The sequence below is a fragment of the Caulobacter sp. SL161 genome (genome assembly GCF_026672375.1).
Classification (GTDB): Bacteria; Pseudomonadota; Alphaproteobacteria; order Caulobacterales; family Caulobacteraceae; genus Caulobacter.
The window spans coordinates 1,644,753-1,661,025 of sequence record NZ_JAPPRA010000001.1 but is presented as its reverse complement, the minus strand read 5'-3'; the positions used below and the strand labels follow the sequence as shown (position 1 = coordinate 1,661,025).

General features: G+C 65.1%; 11 protein-coding genes, 1 tRNA gene and 2 pseudogenes. 4 read left to right on the top strand and 10 right to left on the bottom strand.

All coding sequences use genetic code 11. From position 1 onward, the window contains the following. Positions 1 to 9: 9 nt before the first annotated feature. The 9 genes and pseudogenes from OVA11_RS08055 to OVA11_RS08015 all read right to left on the bottom strand — a co-directional run bounded on the left by OVA11_RS08055 (position 10) and on the right by OVA11_RS08015 (position 11,328). Complete coding sequence (locus tag OVA11_RS08055) at positions 10 to 1,116, bottom strand: cupin-like domain-containing protein (RefSeq protein ID WP_268066946.1); 1,107 nt, start codon at positions 1,114 to 1,116, stop codon at positions 10 to 12. Then, positions 1,041 to 1,763, bottom strand: coding sequence for a SapC family protein (locus OVA11_RS08050; protein ID WP_268066945.1), 723 nt, complete (start codon positions 1,761 to 1,763; stop codon positions 1,041 to 1,043). Before OVA11_RS08050 ends, OVA11_RS08055 begins: the two co-directional genes overlap by 76 nt. A gap of 89 nt (positions 1,764 to 1,852) precedes the next feature. Further along, entirely contained in the window at positions 1,853 to 4,960 is a 3,108-nt protein-coding gene (locus OVA11_RS08045; RefSeq protein ID WP_268066944.1) for a TonB-dependent receptor, read from the bottom strand. Positions 4,961 to 5,460: 500 nt separating this feature from the next. After that, positions 5,461 to 7,089 (bottom strand): ribosomal protection-like ABC-F family protein, encoded by a 1,629-nt coding sequence (gene abc-f, locus OVA11_RS08040; RefSeq protein WP_268066943.1) that lies wholly within the window; start codon positions 7,087 to 7,089, stop codon positions 5,461 to 5,463. Between the two features lie 128 nt (positions 7,090 to 7,217). Then, a complete protein-coding gene (locus OVA11_RS08035; protein WP_268066942.1) occupies positions 7,218 to 7,700 on the bottom strand; it encodes a hypothetical protein in 483 nt (160 codons plus the stop codon). Between the two features lie 65 nt (positions 7,701 to 7,765). Next, the gene (locus tag OVA11_RS08030; protein ID WP_268066941.1) at positions 7,766 to 7,918 is read right to left on the bottom strand and encodes a hypothetical protein; all 153 of its coding nucleotides are present in this window, start codon (positions 7,916 to 7,918) and stop codon (positions 7,766 to 7,768) included. An 84-nt stretch (positions 7,919 to 8,002) separates the two neighbouring features. Further along, positions 8,003 to 8,266, bottom strand: a pseudogene (locus OVA11_RS08025) (hypothetical protein). A 43-nt stretch (positions 8,267 to 8,309) separates the two neighbouring features. Then, a pseudogene (locus OVA11_RS08020) lies at positions 8,310 to 10,992 on the bottom strand (TonB-dependent receptor). 246 nt (positions 10,993 to 11,238) lie between these two features. After that, a tRNA-Ser gene (locus OVA11_RS08015) sits at positions 11,239 to 11,328 on the bottom strand. Between the two features lie 154 nt (positions 11,329 to 11,482). Here OVA11_RS08015 and msrA point away from each other — a divergent pair. After that, complete coding sequence (gene msrA, locus OVA11_RS08010) at positions 11,483 to 12,136, top strand: peptide-methionine (S)-S-oxide reductase MsrA (protein ID WP_268066940.1); 654 nt, start codon at positions 11,483 to 11,485, stop codon at positions 12,134 to 12,136. Then, positions 12,136 to 12,480: an MmcQ/YjbR family DNA-binding protein gene (locus OVA11_RS08005; protein ID WP_268066939.1), complete on the top strand. Its 345-nt coding sequence runs from the start codon at positions 12,136 to 12,138 to the stop codon at positions 12,478 to 12,480. The genes msrA and OVA11_RS08005 overlap by 1 nt, the downstream gene beginning before the upstream one ends. Here OVA11_RS08005 and OVA11_RS08000 read toward each other — a convergent pair. Beyond that, positions 12,473 to 13,105: a TetR/AcrR family transcriptional regulator gene (locus OVA11_RS08000; RefSeq protein WP_268066938.1), complete on the bottom strand. Its 633-nt coding sequence runs from the start codon at positions 13,103 to 13,105 to the stop codon at positions 12,473 to 12,475. The two genes, OVA11_RS08005 and OVA11_RS08000, sit on opposite strands and share 8 nt — an antisense overlap. 179 nt (positions 13,106 to 13,284) lie before the next feature. Here OVA11_RS08000 and OVA11_RS07995 point away from each other — a divergent pair, with 179 nt between their 5' ends. Together OVA11_RS07995 and OVA11_RS07990 are read left to right on the top strand one after the other, a co-directional pair. Beyond that, positions 13,285 to 13,470, top strand: a complete 186-nt coding sequence (locus OVA11_RS07995; RefSeq protein ID WP_268066937.1) for a hypothetical protein — start codon at positions 13,285 to 13,287, stop codon at positions 13,468 to 13,470. Beyond that, positions 13,467 to 15,962 carry a TonB-dependent receptor gene (locus OVA11_RS07990; protein WP_268066936.1) on the top strand — a complete coding sequence of 832 codons (2,496 nt, stop codon included), beginning with the start codon at positions 13,467 to 13,469 and terminating at the stop codon, positions 15,960 to 15,962. Before OVA11_RS07995 ends, OVA11_RS07990 begins: the two co-directional genes overlap by 4 nt. The last annotated feature ends 311 nt before the right edge of the window (positions 15,963 to 16,273 follow it).

Here is a 16,273-nt window from a genome sequence, read left to right as displayed (position 1 = left end):
TTGGCTTGCCTATCGGTTTAGTCGGTCCAGCAGCCAGGCGCGCAGGCGTCGGGCCTTGAGGTCATCCAGCGCGCCGAGCGGTCCGCGCGCATCGTCCGGCAGGTGCGCGCCGGCCCGTTCGGCCGGACCAAAGACGTAGTAGTCAAACAGGGCCTTCCAGCCCTGCTTCTCGAAATCGGGGCGATCACGCAGGCTGAGCAGGCCATGCAGCAGCGTGGTCATCGGCGTATCGACAAAGGCGGGCGTGGCGTTCCACCAGTAGTTCATCAGCACGTTGAAGCCGTCCAAGGCCTCGACCTGGTGCCACCAAAGCGCCGGATAGACCAGCACGTCGCCCGGCTCCATCTCGGCCACCTGGGCGCTGGCCAGGGCCTCGCGGAACTGCGGGTGACGGTCGAAGTCCGGAGTCTCGAAATCGACCATGCTGACGACCTGGCCGCCCGGGGTCGGCTCCAGCGGACCGGGATAGAGGTTGGCGACCTGGTCCGGCGGAAACAGGGTGAACCGCCGGCGCCCCACGGCGCACACGGCGATGTTGTTGGACATGTCGTAGTGAGCCGCCGCCACCGTGCGGTTGCCCAGCCAGATGCCGGCCATCGGCGGCTGTGGCCCATAGACCTCTGGGCCGAGACCCAGATCGTTCTCGGCCTTCAGGCTGGGGAAGTAGGCGTCCAGGTCGGTCGAGCCGATATAGATCGCGGGCGCGTTCTCCTGCCCCTCGACCGCCTCGATCCGCCCGAGGAAAGCCTCGAGCGGCGCGCGCTCGGCCTTGAAGTTCAGGCCGGTCAGGGCGTCGTTGTAGAAGAAGCGCCCCTTGATGGCGGGGTCGCCCGTATAGCCGACGACCGCAACGCCGCGATCGTGGGCGCGGATATAGTCGCGCGCGGCCTGGGGCGAACCCAGGCCCGCCTGGACAAGCGGCCAGTCCTGGACGAGCCCCTTGAACAGCATCGGCGTCTGGCCGGCGAGGACGGCGTCGAACGGAATCTCGGCCGGCGTCGCCGCCGTGACCTCAAGCGTTCGTCTCGCCGTCAGCGCGGTCACGCCAGGCTGGCCCGGCGACGGTTCTTGCGGGCGATCAGATCCTCGATATTGCCCATCGAAGAGACGATCCACTGCGCGGCGCGCAGGAGTCCGGACTGATGCAGCCGCTCAAGCGCCTCGCCGCTCAGGGCGTTCAGGCGATCCGGCGCGATGGTGAAGACGTCCGGCACGTCATAGCTGGCATGCTCATCCAGCTTGATCTCGATATCGATGGGCTCGATCAGCCCATACTGCTCGAAGGCCGCAAACATCGGGTTGGCGATGTCGATCCCCTCGTGGATCTGCCCCAGGGTCTGGCTGACCGCCTGCAGATAGGGCGCATTGCCCCCCGCCGGCAGGAACAGACGCTCGCCTTCGGTCTGGCTCACGCGGGGATGATCAAGATCGACATGGATCATCGGTCGCGGCTCGCCGCCGCGTTCGTCGCGCTGGAGCGCGATCGAAAAAGGCCCGCGCCGCTGGACCGCCGGCACATAGCGCGCGCGCCAGCCCGTCTCGTCGAGGAAAAGGTTCTCGTCACGATCCAGGCCCAGCAGCGCCACAGCGTGGTAGCCGCCCGAGGGGTCCTTGCGGATCAGGATCGGATATTCGCGCTGCGCGGCCTCGAACTCGGTCGGCAGCAGCAGGGTCTGGTTGACGCCATCGCCGAACGCGACGCCGTGCGCGGCGATCACGCGCAGGTCGGCATGATCGACATTGTTGAGAAGCACTCGGTTCATGGACGCCGACCTACCCTGGATACGCCTACTTCAAAGGAAGAAAGGGGCCGCCGCAAGCGGCGACCCCATCCTTGCTTCCGGTCTTGCGACTAGAAGCGGTAGCGTGCGCCGAGCAGGATCCGACGATCCAGCTCCTGGGCGAACCACAGCTGGTTTTCGTCGCGAGCGTAGGTCCGCAGGCTTTCCTTGGTCAGGTTGATGCCTTCCAGCGAGATCGCCAGCTTCGGCGTCACGTCGTAGCTGACGTTGATGTCCAGCTGGCCGAACGGCGCAGTGTAGACCGGGTTCCGCGAGCCGCCACGGTTGGTGGCCGCCAGGAACTTGTCACGCCAGTTGTAGGCGATCCGCGCCGAGATCCCGTTCTTGTCGTAGATCAGGGTGGCGTTGGCCGTGTCCGACAGACCCAGCAGAGCGAACTGGTCTTGCGACGGGCTCGCGCCGTTGTTGAAGGCCACGTCGCCGCGAACCATCGTATAGGCCCCCGACACACCGAAGCCGGTGTCACCGAAGAAGTGCTGGGCCGCGATTTCGAAGCCGTGGATCTTGCCGGTCTTGTTGTTGATCGGCTTGGAGACCTGGAAGTTGAACAGCGGATCGGTGCTGTTGGGCGAGAGATCGACCGCCGCCAGGATCTGGTCCACGAAGGCTTGGTTCAGGTCGCCCGTGACGCCACGGTTGGCCTGGAACTGAGCCTGAGCCGCCGCCGCCGAACCGGTGGTCTGCAGCAGAGCCGTCATCGTGAACAGGTTCACGTCGGTCTGGTCGGCGCCGATGGCCGTCAGGATCGCCTTGGCGTTGCCCGAACGGGTGCCCGCCGCGCCGGAGCTGACGTCACGCAGACCGAACAGGTTCTGCGTCACGGTGCCCGTGCCCACGAAGTTGTTCACGCGCTTCTCGAAGAAGCCGGCCGTGATGTAGCTGCTGGGCTTGTAGTACCACTCGAGCGAGACGTCGAAGTTGTCCGAGATCAGCGGCTCCAGGTCCGGGTTGCCGCTCGAGCCAAGCGGGATGGCCCCGTTCGCAACAGGACGGTTCGGCGTGCCGGCCGACTGGGCGGCGAACAGGTTGCCGTAGTCCGGACGCGCGATCGTGCGGCTGAACGAGAAGCGGCCGACGACGTCGTCACGCAGGTCGACGCTGAAGTCCAGGGCGGGCAGCAGGTTGTTGTACTTCCCCTTGCCGGCCAGCGGCTGATAGGTCGCCGAGGTCTGCAGGCTGAAGTCGTTGTCGGCGGTCCAGACGATCGCGCTGGGCGTGCGCACCAGCGAGGTCGAGGTGACCTTGGTCTGCTCGTAGCGAACACCGGTGACCAGAGTGGCCGGCATGCCGCCCAGTTCCGACTTCCAGGTCACCTGAGCGTAGCCCGCCAGGATGTCTTCATCGACGCGGTTGTTGCCTTGACCCGTGACGCTCACCGGATTGCCGCGCGCCACATAGGCCTGCGACATCGCGTTGTAGAGGTCGATGGCGTCAGCGCGGAACGACACCAGGCCGGCGCCGCTTTGCTTCAGGTCGAACTCGTTGAACTGGCAGGCCATGCAGAAGGCCTTGACCAGGCCCGGCGCGAACTGTTGCACGTCACGCGGGTTCGAGATGCCCCAGCTGCCCAGATCCTGTTGGGTCGAGCGGCTCTCCTGGACCATCTTGGAGGTGCGATAGTCCAAACCAAAGTCGAGGCGGCTGCCGTTGTCGTCGAGGTCGTAGGTGACGTCGGCGCGGATCTCCTTGACTTCGTGGCGCTGGCTGTTGGTCCAGGTGCGGGCGACCTGGCTACCCAGGTCGCCGGCGTCCAGGGCGCCGTTGCCGTTGCCGCGCGGCGCCGCGTCGTTGATCGTGATCGACTGCACCGGAACCTTGCCGCTGTAGTCCACCGAGTGCGCCGAGACGATCGGCGCGCCGATCGAGACGGTGGTCGAGCTGGTGCCGTTGCGCGAGTGCGGACCGGAGTCGGCCTTCGAGATATGGCCGTCCAGCTTGACGCGCAGGCGGTCGGACAGATCCCAGTCGGCGCTCAGGCCATAGGACTCCAGGGTGTCTTCGTTGCTGCGATACTGCTGCTCGAAGCCCATGTCCTTGGTGCCGCTGAGCGTTTCCTGCAGCAGCACGGCGGTCGCGACGACGGGGTTGTTGTCGAACGTGACGCGGTCGAACGGACGGTTGAACCAGTTGGTGCTGTCGTTGCGACGCTCGAACGACTTGTTCACGGCGTACAGGGCGTCCGCCGTGATGGTCAGGTTCTCGGTCGGACGATACTGGGCGGTCAGCTGACCGTTGATCCGCTCACGCTCGCCTTGCGAGAAGTGGTAGCGGCTGTCGTTCGGGATGGCGACCAGGGTCGAGCCGCTGGACGGCGCGTTGGTGATCTGGGTCGCGCCGCTGTTACGGACAAAGCCGTTGGCCGGGTTGATGAAGTCCGAATAGGTCCGGATGTTCCAGTCGTTCGACGTGACGCTGCGGCTGGTGAAGTCGCGCTTCTGATAGGCGCCGAACAGGGCGACGCCGAAGGTGTCGCTGTCGTCGGCCCAGTTCAGAAGGCCCGAGAATTCCGGCGTGATCTTGCTGCCGCCGTCGTCGACCTTCTTGTCCATGCTCTGGTCATAGACGGCCTTGACGCCGACGCTGCCCGTCAGGCCCGGCTTGCCGTCCAGCGGACGGCGGGTCTTGACGTTGATGGCCGCGCCGATGCCGCCCGACGGAACCGCCGCGCGGCCGGTCTTGTAAACTTCCAGCGTGGTGACGCCTTCCGACGCCAGGTTCGAGAAGTCGAACGAACGGCTGGTGCCGCCGGCGGTGTCCGACGACTGGTCGCCACCGACCGTGGCGACGTTGGCCGTCGGCATGGTGCGGCCGTTCAGCGTCACGAGATTGAAGCCGCCGCCGAAGCCGCGGACCGTGACCTGCGAGCCTTCGCCGTTGGTCCGGTCGATCGACACACCCGTGATCCGCTGCAGGGACTCTGCGAGGTTCGTATCCGGGAACTTGCCCATGTCTTCGGCGGAGATGGCGTCGACGACGCCCGAATTGGTCCGCTTGATCTCGATCGACCGCTCGAGCGAAGCGCGGATGCCCGTGATGATCACTTCATCAACGGTGGTGTTTTGAGCCTGCTGGGCCAGCACCGGGCTGGCGAACATGGCCGCTGTGATAGCGACGCACGAGGCAGACGCATGCAAGCGACGAAGCCGCTTCATAGCCATTCCCCCTAATCAAGCCCTCTATGGGGCGCTGTTTTTGTTACGAACCGGAAGCATTTCCGGTCGCTCTTTCCGTTCCGGCGTCCGAACCAAAGAACCGAACCACTAGAAACTAGTTAGCGGTAACATCGGTATCGGATCGCTGCAATGGCCAATTGACAGCGCTAGCAATCTTTTTTCAAGCGCCTTTTTGGGTACATTCTTATGATAAATGGAGCGATCGGGGGCCCGTTGAGCAAGAATCTTGCGCGGCGCCGTGCGACCTCGCGCCGTTCTCACGCCACGTTTCGCGTCCGCAACCGTTTACACGGGGAGGCTGTAGTGGATCCAACCGGCTTTCTCGGCGTGCGCAACGGCGGGCGTCGCCCCGACCTCGGCGCGAAAAGGCCTCAGAGCCTGTCTGCTTTGGACGGGGCCCTCTGGAGCAGACAAACAGGCTCTAGAATCAAACATTTAGAGCCATTTCCAACGCTCTAGATGCTCCATCTAAAGCCGAAGGGGCCCTAGCCGCCCGGATGAAGCCCTGGGGCTTCCTGACCCGTCCGCGCGACATACTCGGTGTAGCCGCCGCCGTACTGGTGGATTCCCTCCGGCGTCAGCTCCAGCACCCGGTTCGACAGCGCCGCCAGGAAGTGGCGGTCGTGCGAGACGAACAGCATGGTGCCCTCGAAGTCCGAAAGGGACGCCACCAGCATTTCCTTGGTCACCATGTCGAGGTGGTTGGTCGGCTCGTCCAGCACCAACAGATTCGGCGGGTCGAACAGCATCTTGGCCATCACCAGACGCGCCTTCTCGCCGCCTGACAGCACGCGGCAGGGCTTTTCGACGTCGTCGCCCGAGAAGCCGAAACAGCCGGCCAGGGTGCGCAACGCCCCCTGCCCCGCCTGCGGGAACGAGCGCTCCAGCGACTCGAAGATCGTCTCCTCGCCGTCCAGCAGGTCCATCGAGTGCTGGGCGAAATAGCCCATCTTGACGCTGGCGCCGATGTTCACGACGCCCTGGTCGGGCTTGGTGTCGCCGGCCACCAGCTTCAGCAAGGTGGACTTGCCCGCGCCGTTGGCGCCCAGCACGGCCCAGCGCTCCTTGCGGCGCACGAGAAAGTCGAGGTCCTGATAGATCGGCCGCTCGCCATAGCCCTTGTGGACGCCCCGCAGGCTGATCACGTCCTCGCCCGAGCGCGGTGGGGTCTGGAACTCGAACTGCACGGTCTGGCGACGACGCGGCGCCTCGACCCGTTCGATCTTGTCCAGCTTCTTGACCCGGCTCTGCACCTGGGCGGCGTGCGAGGCGCGCGCCTTGAACTTCTCGATGAACTTGATCTCCTTGGCCAGCATCGCCTGCTGGCGCTCGTACTGCGCCTGGCGCTGGGCCTCGCTGAGCGCCCGCTGCTGGTCGTAGAAATCAAGGTCGCCCGAGTAGGTGATCAGCGAACCGGCGTCGATCTCGATCACCTTGCCGATGATGCGGTTCATGAAGGCGCGGTCGTGCGAGGTCATCAGCAACGCGCCGTCGTAATTCTTCAGGAACGACTCCAGCCAGATCAGGCTTTCCAGATCCAGGTGGTTGGACGGTTCGTCCAGCAGCATGCCGTCGGGCCGCATCAACAGGATGCGGGCCAGGGCCACGCGCATCTTCCAGCCGCCCGAGAGCAGGCCGACGTCGGCGTCCATCCGCTCCTGGCTGAAGCTGAGGCCGGCCAGCACCTCGCGGGCGCGGGCCTCCAGCGCATAGCCGTCCAACTCCTGGAAGCGCTCCAGGACCTCGCCGTAGCGCTCCATGATGGCGTCCAGCTGGTCGGCCTGGTCCGGATCGACCATCGCCGCCTCCAGCGTGGCCATCTCGGCGGCCAGGGCGCTTACGGGGCCGACGCCGTCCATCACCGCCGCCACCGCGCTCTGGCCCGACATCTCGCCGACGTCCTGGCTGAAATAGCCGATCCGCATCCCGGCATCGATCGAGACGATCCCGTCGTCGGGCTGTTCCTGGCCGGTGATCATGCGGAACAGCGTGGTCTTGCCCGCGCCGTTGGGGCCGACGAGACCGACCTTCTCGCCCTTCTGAACGCCCATCGAGGCTTCGATGAACAGGATCTGGTGGCCGTTTTGCTTGGAGATGTTGTCGAGGCGGATCATGGGCGCCCTGCTAACGCGCGCGAACGCCGAACGCCAGGGAAACCGGCTCGAAACTCAGCATCATCGGGGGAGCGGCGTCGTCGGAGAGACTCTTGGCTCATATCGGGCCGGGGAACCGAGAATCTTCATCACACCGGTCGCTTCCAGTCCCTGAACCGGGCGAGACCCAAGCGGATGGGCCCGAGAGACAGGGTCTGTTCCACCTGCAGCAGCAGACGGGTCGGCCGCCCGGTCCGACGATCGTACTGCAGCACGAAGGCGCGGCCGGTCTGGTCCTCGAAGGTGTCGGCGAAAAGCTGTTCGATCTGCAATCGGCCCGGGCGGTGACACAGAGTGTACAGGCCGCAGCGCCAGACGGGCGGTGAGCCGAAGCTCCACCGACGGTCCTCGCCCTCGCCGGGCAGGGAGACGGTCCCCACGCCCGCCGCCGAACCCGCCATGCCAGACGTCGGCCCCTGCCAGGCCGTATCGATCCGCAGCGGGGTCCCGAGACCCGACGACACAGGGATCAGCGCAATCAGCTCCCGCCCCGCCGCGATAGGAAAGGTGTCCCCGTCCCGCGTCAGGACCTCGACGAGGGCGGACGATCGCAAACGCGATGTCTGGTCCATCGGCGCTCACCAAACCCTTTTGGCGGTAGAACGGCCGCAACCGAAACTGCGGCCGTTCAGCGTTACTATGATTTGATGGTCACGCTACAGCTAACCGAGCCCAGCAAGACCGCCTTGACGGCGACCTTTACGATGATGACAGCGGGAAGCGGCCCGCCAGCCACCGCGTCGATCTCATCGATACTCAACTCACGCACGTCCATAGCCAAAGCTGTCATAGCTTCCTCCTTGGTCGAGAACGAAAGGTGCACAGACCGAGTTAGGATAGCTGCCCCCACTCTCGCCCGACAGAAGCGCAACGCTCATAGCTTGCATGAGCGGCGCTCATGCGCGCCTGACCTGTGCCGCAAAAAGCCGTCACCCCCGCCGGCTCGCCGGGGAGATTGCGCTGGCCGCGTCCGCGTCTTCGCGTGTGCTGTTCAGGGTGAGGATTGGTCTTCGCCGGAGCGATCTTTGCCGCCGGAACCGGCGTGAAACGTTCGCTCGACGAGCCCGTCATGCCTGCCGGTCAGGATGAAGCTCAACCGGAGCCGCGCCTGCGCGGGCTCGGAGACGACGCCGCCCACGCCCGCCCCTGAAAGCCAGGGCCAGGCGTGGGCGCGCCGGGTCTTAGAAGTTGAAGCGCACGCCGGCGACGTAGCGCGGGCCGAACTTCTCGTACTCGATCGTGTAGCGGCTCTGATCAGCGTAGCGGCGGGCGCCGGCGTTGGTCAGGTTGCTGGCGTCGAAGAACACTTCGATGTTGTCGTTGACCTGATAGCGCGCCGAGAAGTCCAGCTCCTCGTCGCTATCCCAGTAGATATCGCCATTGCCCGAGGTGAAGACGCTGCCGTTGGTCACGCGGTAGTCCCCCACCGACTGACCCCACGGCGTGCGGTACTGGTAGGCCAGACGCATGGTCAGGCCATACTTTTCATAGATGGCCTGGATGTTATAGACCGCGTCCGAGGTGCCCAGCACCGAGATGGTGCGGGCCGGTTGAGTGGTGGTCGCCGGCAGGGCGACCTCCGACGAGGTCCAGGTGCCCGACAGGCGGGTCCCGAAGCCGCCCAGCCAAGCCGGCAGGTTGCGCGACTGGACGAACGTCTCGGCCGTGCCGCTGAAGAAGACTTCCAGACCCTGGATGTGGCCCTCGCCGGCGTTGCCGATGCCCGAATAGGCGTAGCCCGAGCGATCGACGCCGCCGCTGTTCAGCGTGGTTTCGCCGAACACCCGCGAGGTCTGGACCAGAACGTCCTTCAGATCCTTGTAGAACACGCCCGCCGACACGAAGGTCTCGCGACCGGCGTACCATTCCAGATAGGTGTCGAAGCCGACCTGGCGCTCGGGCTTGGCGTAGGGGTTGCCGCCCGAAACCGTTTGGTTGGAGTCGCTGAAGGTGTAGTTCGGACGCAGGTCGTCGAAGTCCGCGCGCGAGGCCGAGGTGGTGACACCCACGCGCAGCTTCAGGTCTTCGCGCAGGTTCCAGTTCAGGTGCGCGCTGGGATAGTACAGCGTGTCGTCGCTCGTCACCTTGACCAGGCTGGAGCCGACAAAGGCCTGGCCTTCGTTCTCGATGTGCTCGACGCGGGCGCCGTAGACGATGCTGCCCCAGTCGAACCGGGTCGTGGCCATCGCATAGCCGGCGGTGATCGTCTCGCCCACGCGCCAGTAGTTGGCGCGCGTGTCGTTCTTGGTCGCCTGGCCGGTCTTCACCAGGTCTTCGACGAAGTTCGTCGTGTAGTCCTTGTTGGTGTAGCGGAAGGCGTAGTTCAGGTTCTGGCTGCCCAGATACTCGATGTTGGTGGCAAACTGGCCCCAGGCCGGCACGCCCGTACCCGAATAGGCGCGGGTGAAGCTGCTTTCACGCGACTTCTTGGTGCGCGAGGTCCACAGACCGCCGAACTCGAACTTGGTCTCGCGACCGAACAGTTCGCCTTCGTAGTCGAAGTCGGCCTTGGCGGTGTAGGCGCCGGTGAAGTCGCCGCCCTTCAGCATGCCCGCGCTTTGCAGCGGGAACTGGAAGTCCTCGATGTTGGTGACTTGCGCGCCCTGGGTGCGCGCCGTCGTCGTGCCGCCCGTCTGGAAGAAGCGGATCGTGTTCAGGTCGCCGTTGCGGAAATCGTAATCGATCGTCGGACGCAGCGAGAAGGTCGACGGGCTCTGGAAAGCCATGGTCACCGGCGTGTCACGGCCGTCCTGGGTGTAGGTGTAGTTCAGGCGCCACGAAGCGCTCAGCTTGTCCCACTTGTGCTCGCCGCCCACCGTGTTGGTGGACATGCCTTCCTTGGTGTTGCGGTAGTCGATACGGGCGTTGATCTGCGCGCCATAGACCGTGCCCGCGACGGGGTTGTTGCCATTGATAAAGGCGGTGCTGGTGTAGCTGTTGCCGGCGGCGTCGGTACCCCGGTCCAGACGGATGAGGAAGTTATCGCGCAGCTCGTCGTCGTTGTAATAGGTGTTGATCGTGCTGACGAAGATCGCGTTGTTGTCGTCGAACTTGTAGTCGGCGCGGATCGAGGCCGACATGTTGCGACGGGTCAGGCGATAGTGCTTGTTCTCGTGCTCGCGGGCGAAGCGCTTGCTCGGATCGACCGTGTTCGACAGATAGGGATCGGTCTCCCAGTTATCGGTCGCCATCTCGCGCGAATAGTACGAGGCTTGGGCCACGACGCCCAGCTTGTCGCCGAACACGTTCGAATAGACGAGGTTGCTGTCCAGCTCGTCGCCGCCGCCCAGCTTCACGCGGCCGACGCCCAGCTTGCCCGTGAACTTCTGGCCCTTGTAGTCAAAGGCGCGGCGGGTGCGGATGTCGACATTGCCGGCGACCGTGTCGCCCGGCATCGAGGGCACAATGGCCTTTTCGACGGTGATCAGGCTGGCGATCGCCGAGGGGATGTTGTCAAAGCGGGTCGCGCGGCCTTCGGGGCTGACGACGCTGAGACCGTCGAACGACAGCGTGGTCCAGTAGACCGGCGCGCCGCGCAGGTTGACATAGCGGGCCTGGCCCTGGTCGCGCTCGACGGCGACGCCCGGCAGACGGCCGACGGCGAAGGCGATGTTCTGGTCCGGCAGGTCGCCGATGGCGTCGGCCGGACAGCACGCTGATCAGCGAGTCGGAGTTCTTCTGGATCTGCAGGGCTGCGGCCTGGCTCTCGGCCAGCGGGCGGCGGGCCGTGACGACGACGCTGCTCACAGCATCCTGATCGTCGGTCACGACGTCGGCAGCATGGGCGACGCCGGAGATCGCGACGGCCGACAGCGCCAACAGGCTAGCGCGGCGCAGCAGCGCCACTTTCGAGCGGTTGAACATGGATACCCCCGTTTGGCGTCATGGCGACGCTTCATTGTGGGGGGCGTGTAACTGCGGGGGATCACGGCAAGACGACAGTCCCGTGACGGATGGATCGCACTTTCATGTCAGTTTCAAGACGGCCCGCCGCCGGCAGCGACCTGGGCGCTTGTCCGCACAACCGCTCTGGGGACGAAGGACATGACGGCGCAACACCGCTCTCTCGGCGGAATTCCGATACTTTTCAAGATCTTGGGCTGAGAGTAGTGGCGGTGAGAGAGGGATTCGAACCCTCGATAGAGTTTCCCCTATACACGCGTTCCAGGCGTGCGCCTTCAACCACTCGGCCACCTCACCAGCGCACTCAGGTCGGGGGTGGTTGAGACCCCCGGCGCGGGAAGGCGCGCAATATACTCAGGGGCTCGCCGGTAGCAAGCACGTTACGGGATGAAACCGTCGACGACCGCGCCTATATCTGCGCCAAAGCGTTTTCCGCCGCGAAAGGCCCGCCATGCTGTCGCTCCAAAAGACCCTCGAAATGCCCTCCGCCGACACCGCCCTGCCCGGCCGCGCGGCGCCGATCCCGACGGCGCAGACCCATTTCGTCAACGGCAACGCGCTGAAGGGGCCCTATCCTGCGGGTCTGGAGACGGCCATCGTCGCCATGGGCTGCTTCTGGGGTGTGGAACGCGTGTTCTGGAAGGTTCCGGGCGTCTATGTTACCGCCGCCGGCTATGCCGCCGGGATCACGCCCAACCCAACCTATGAAGAAGTGTGCAGCGGCCGCACCGGCCATACCGAGGTGGTGCTGGTGGTGTTCGACCCCGAGGAGGTGAGCTACGAGGCGCTGCTGAAGACCTTCTGGGAAAACCACGACCCCACCCAGGGCATGCGCCAGGGCAATGATATCGGCACCCAGTACCGCTCGGGCCTCTATGTGACGAGCGACGCCCAGGCGGCGGCGGCGGCGGAGTCGAAGGCGGCCTATCAGCAGGCGCTGTCGGCGCGCGGACTGGGAACCATCACCACCGAGATCGCGCCCGCCGGCCCCTTCTTTTTCGCCGAGGACTACCACCAGCAGTACCTGGCCAAGAATCCGAACGGCTACTGCGGCATCGGCGGCACCGGCGTCGTCTGCCCGATCGGTCTGGGCGTCGAGGGCTGATGACGCCCGAGGCGTTCGACAAGGCGTGCCTGGCCCTGCCGGGCGCCACCCTTTCGATCCAGTGGGGCGACAATCACGTCTTCAAGGTGGCGGACAAGATGTTCGCTGTGCGCAGGGCGGCCGGCGACAGTTTCTCGTTCAAGGCTTCGGACGTCGCCTTCGAGGTCCTGACCGAGTCGGGTCGCGCCAAGCCCGCGCCCTATCTCGCGCGGGCCCAATGGGTCTGGTTCGCAGACATGAGCGCCGAAGACGATGGGGAAGTCGCCGATTGGCTGACAACCGCCCATGGCCTGGTGGCGTCGAATCTGACTCGCAAGACGAAAGCCGCGCTCGGGATCAGCTAGGCTTGGCCAGGCCAGACAGGGCCGTGGTCTCGATCGCTTCGAGCAGGCGCTCGTTGGTCAGACCCGGCGTCGTCGGCGTCCACTTGGTCAGCCAGATCAGCATGCCGACCAGAAGCTGCACGACCAGCCGCGGCTCGCAGGTCGCGATGGTGCCGTCGGCCATGCCCTCCTCGAGGAACCGCTCCAATCGCTTGGCCAAGCGCACGGTCCATGTGTCGATCGCGCGCTGCTGCGCCGCGTCCAGATAGGAATGGTCGCCGAAATAGAGCTGCGGGCCATTGACGACCCCGTCCTCCAGCACGGCGTGCAGGAACCGTCGCAGCTTGCAAAGCCCCGTCCCGCCCCCCGCCTCGACGGCGATCAGGATGGCCTCGAAACGCTCGAGCGAGCGCTGGTGGCCGGCATAGGCGAGCGCCTGCTTGTTCGGGAAGTAGTAGTAGAGCGCCGCATCGCGCAGATCGATCGCCGCGGCGATCTCGGTCATGGTGGCCGCCGCGAAACCCTTGGTGTTGATGATCTTGATGGCCGCGCGCAGGATCTCCTCGCGCTTCTTCATCGACTTCTGGCTCTGCGCCAGCGGCCTGACCTCGTCGGTCAGGAGGCCAGGGTCTCCGCCCTTCGACAACCGCGCTCTCCTCCGCGACGCCGCCGGTTCTGCGCCAGCTGAACATCGATATCCAACCTCCGCTGTAACGCGTCGGGGATCAATCCGATAAATTCTAACTTGCGTTAGAATATCGAGACCATGTTAAGTTCCGATCTGCAACGCGCGGGATGCAAGCTCGCGCGTGCTGGGGCGATAACATGACGCAAAGCGTCCTCATCCACGGCCAAGCCAAGGCGACCGTCTTGAACGGTGCGCTCGGTTGGTCAGGATCGCCCTTCCCCAACGTCAACACGCTCACCCTTCCCCAAAAGAAACCCGCAGTTGCTCGAGGCGGGATGGGAAGCCGTGCGGCAGATAATAAAAAATCAGGGAGTATCTCATGAGAAACGTCCACCTGCTGGGGGTGTCGGCCCTGGCGCTCGCCATCGCTTCGCCCGCCCTGGCCCAGAGCCAGTCCACGCCCGATAACTCCGTCGCCGAAATCGTCGTCACCGCCACCAAGCGGGAACAGACGCTGCAGGACGTGCCGATCTCGGTCGCCGTCACCGGTCAACAGACGATCGAACGCGCCCAGGTGCGCGACCTGATCGACCTGCAGTCGGTGGTTCCGTCGCTGAAGGTCTCGCAGTTCAACGCCACCGGTCAGACGAACTTCGTGATCCGCGGCTTCGGCAACGGCAACGGCAACGACGGCATCGAAAGCTCGGTGGGCGTGTTCATCGACGGCGTCTATCGCTCGCGCTCGGCCGCGGCCCTGGACGACCTGCCGGAAGTGGAACGCATCGAAGTGCTGCGCGGCCCGCAGTCGACCCTGTTCGGCAAGAACGTGTCGGCCGGCGCGATCAGCATCGTCACCAAGAAGCCGCAGTACGATTTCGGCGGCAAGATCGAGGGCACCTACGGCAACTTCAACGCCCAGCAGCTGCGGGGCACGATCACCGGTCCGCTGAGCGACACCGTCGCCGTGCGCGTCTCGGGCAGCTACAACAAGCGCGACGGCCTGTTCACCAACCTGACCACCGGCAGCGACGTCAACAACCGTAACCGCTGGTCGGTGCGCGGCGACCTGCTGATCGAGCCCACCGACAAGCTGTCGATGCGCTTCATCGCCGACTACAACGAGATCTCCGAACGCTGCTGCGGCGTCAGCTCGATCCTCAACGGCCCCGCCACCCTGGCCATCGGCGGCGTTCTGCGTAAGCCGATCAGCGACACGACCAAGGTCTTCGAGCGCGACGTGATCTTCAACACCGATCCGCAGAACGACCTGTCGGGCCGCGGCTTCTCGGGTCAGATCGACTATGACCTCAGCTTCGCCAAGCTGACCGCGATCACGGCCTATCGCAAACAGAAGAACGCGTCGTTCCAGGACATCGATTTCACCGGCGCCGACATCTCCAACAACCGCACCGCCAACGAGATCAAGACGTTCACCCAGGAAATCCGCCTGGCTTCGAGCAGCGAAGGTCCGTTCAACTGGCTGGTCGGCGGCTTCTTCCAGGACGAGCGCCTGGATACCGGCCGCACCGTCAGCTACGGCACGGACATCCGCGCCTATGCCGACGTCCTGTCCGGCGCGGTTCCGGCCACCCTGCTCGGCGCCCTGCCCGCGACGCTGCGCCCGGCCCTGACCGGTCGTTCGAACCTCTACGCGATCGAGTTCCTGCAGAGCCTCGTGACGCCGTCGATCCGTCCGGGCGCCACCTACTTCCAGGCCGGCCAAGGCATCGACGACTACTACAAGATGAACCAGCGCTCGGTGTCGCTGTTCAGCCAGTTCGACTATGAGGTCACCGAAAACCTGACCCTGACGGGCGGTCTGGCCTATCTGAAGGACAGCAAGAAGGCCAAGTCGTTCGTCACCCTGCGTGACCCCTTCTCGTCGCTGAACCTCGGCGCGGTGCCGCAGTTCACGGCTCTGGGCCTGCCGGGCAACATCTACAGCGCTCTGGGCGCGCTGCAGTTCTTCTACGGCAACACCACCAACCATGGTCCGGTGAACTATCCGAACGCCACCGAGTCCGGCCAGCTGAAGGGTGACAAGATCACCTACGCCATCCGCGCGGCCTACGACTTCGGCGCCGTCAACGCCTATGTCAGCTACTCCACGGGCTGGAAGGCCGGCGCCTATAACCTGTCGTCGGACAGCCGTCCGCCGAACGCCAACGGCGTCGGCCGCAGCGCCAACCCCGAAGACGTCGACGTTCTGGAAGCCGGCGTGAAGGCCAACTTCCCGGGCGGCTACGCCAACCTCGCGGTGTTCAAGCAGTCGATCAAGGGCTTCCAGTCCAACGCCTTCACGGGCCTGGGCTACAGCCTGGTCAACGCCGGTGAGGAGTCGGTTCGTGGCTTCGAAATCGACAGCGCCTGGCGCCCGACCGGCTGGTTGAACCTGACGGCCGCGGTCACCTACCTCGACCCGAAGTATGACAGCTTCACCGGCGCGGCCTGCGTGAACTACGACACCGTGCGCTGCCCGGTCGATCCGACCACCGGCCGCCGTCCGAACTTCCGCGACCTGACGGGCGATGCTCCGGCCGGTATCCCGAAGTGGACGTTCTCGACCTCGGCGACCGTCAACCATTCGTTCGGCGACTACGAGGCCTATGCGCGCGTCGAGTATGACTACACCAGCAAGACGCAGCTGACCGAAACCACCCCGCCGGACCTGTCCACCTGGGGTCAGAACCTGGTCAACGCCAGCGTCGGCGTGACCAACACCGCCAAGGAGCTCGAAGTCATGTTGTGGGCGCGCAACCTGACCAACGACGATGGTCTGATCTCGACCTTCCCGACCGTGGCCCAGGACGGCAGCTACAGCGGCTATCCGAACGCCCCGCGCACCTACGGCGTGACGGTCCGCAAGTCCTTCTAAGGTCTCGCGACAAGCCAGAGACGAGCGGCCCGATCACCCGATCGGGCCGCTTTTCTTTTGTCCCCAGCCGCAGCGTGATCCCCACGCCGCCGCACCCGCTTGAGGGCGTCGACATGGCGCGCGATCCGGGGTCGGATCGGCCTGTTGGTCGGCGCCTCGCCGGCCGATATTCGCAGCCGCGCCGCGTTCATGATCGACATGGACGGGTGGAGGAAAACCCCTCCCACCGCGATTGCGACACCGGTTTCCGTCACTTCAGGGCACAAATGCCCAAAAGAGCGGCGCCTGCGCCGGTTTGTCGCAGTCCTGTG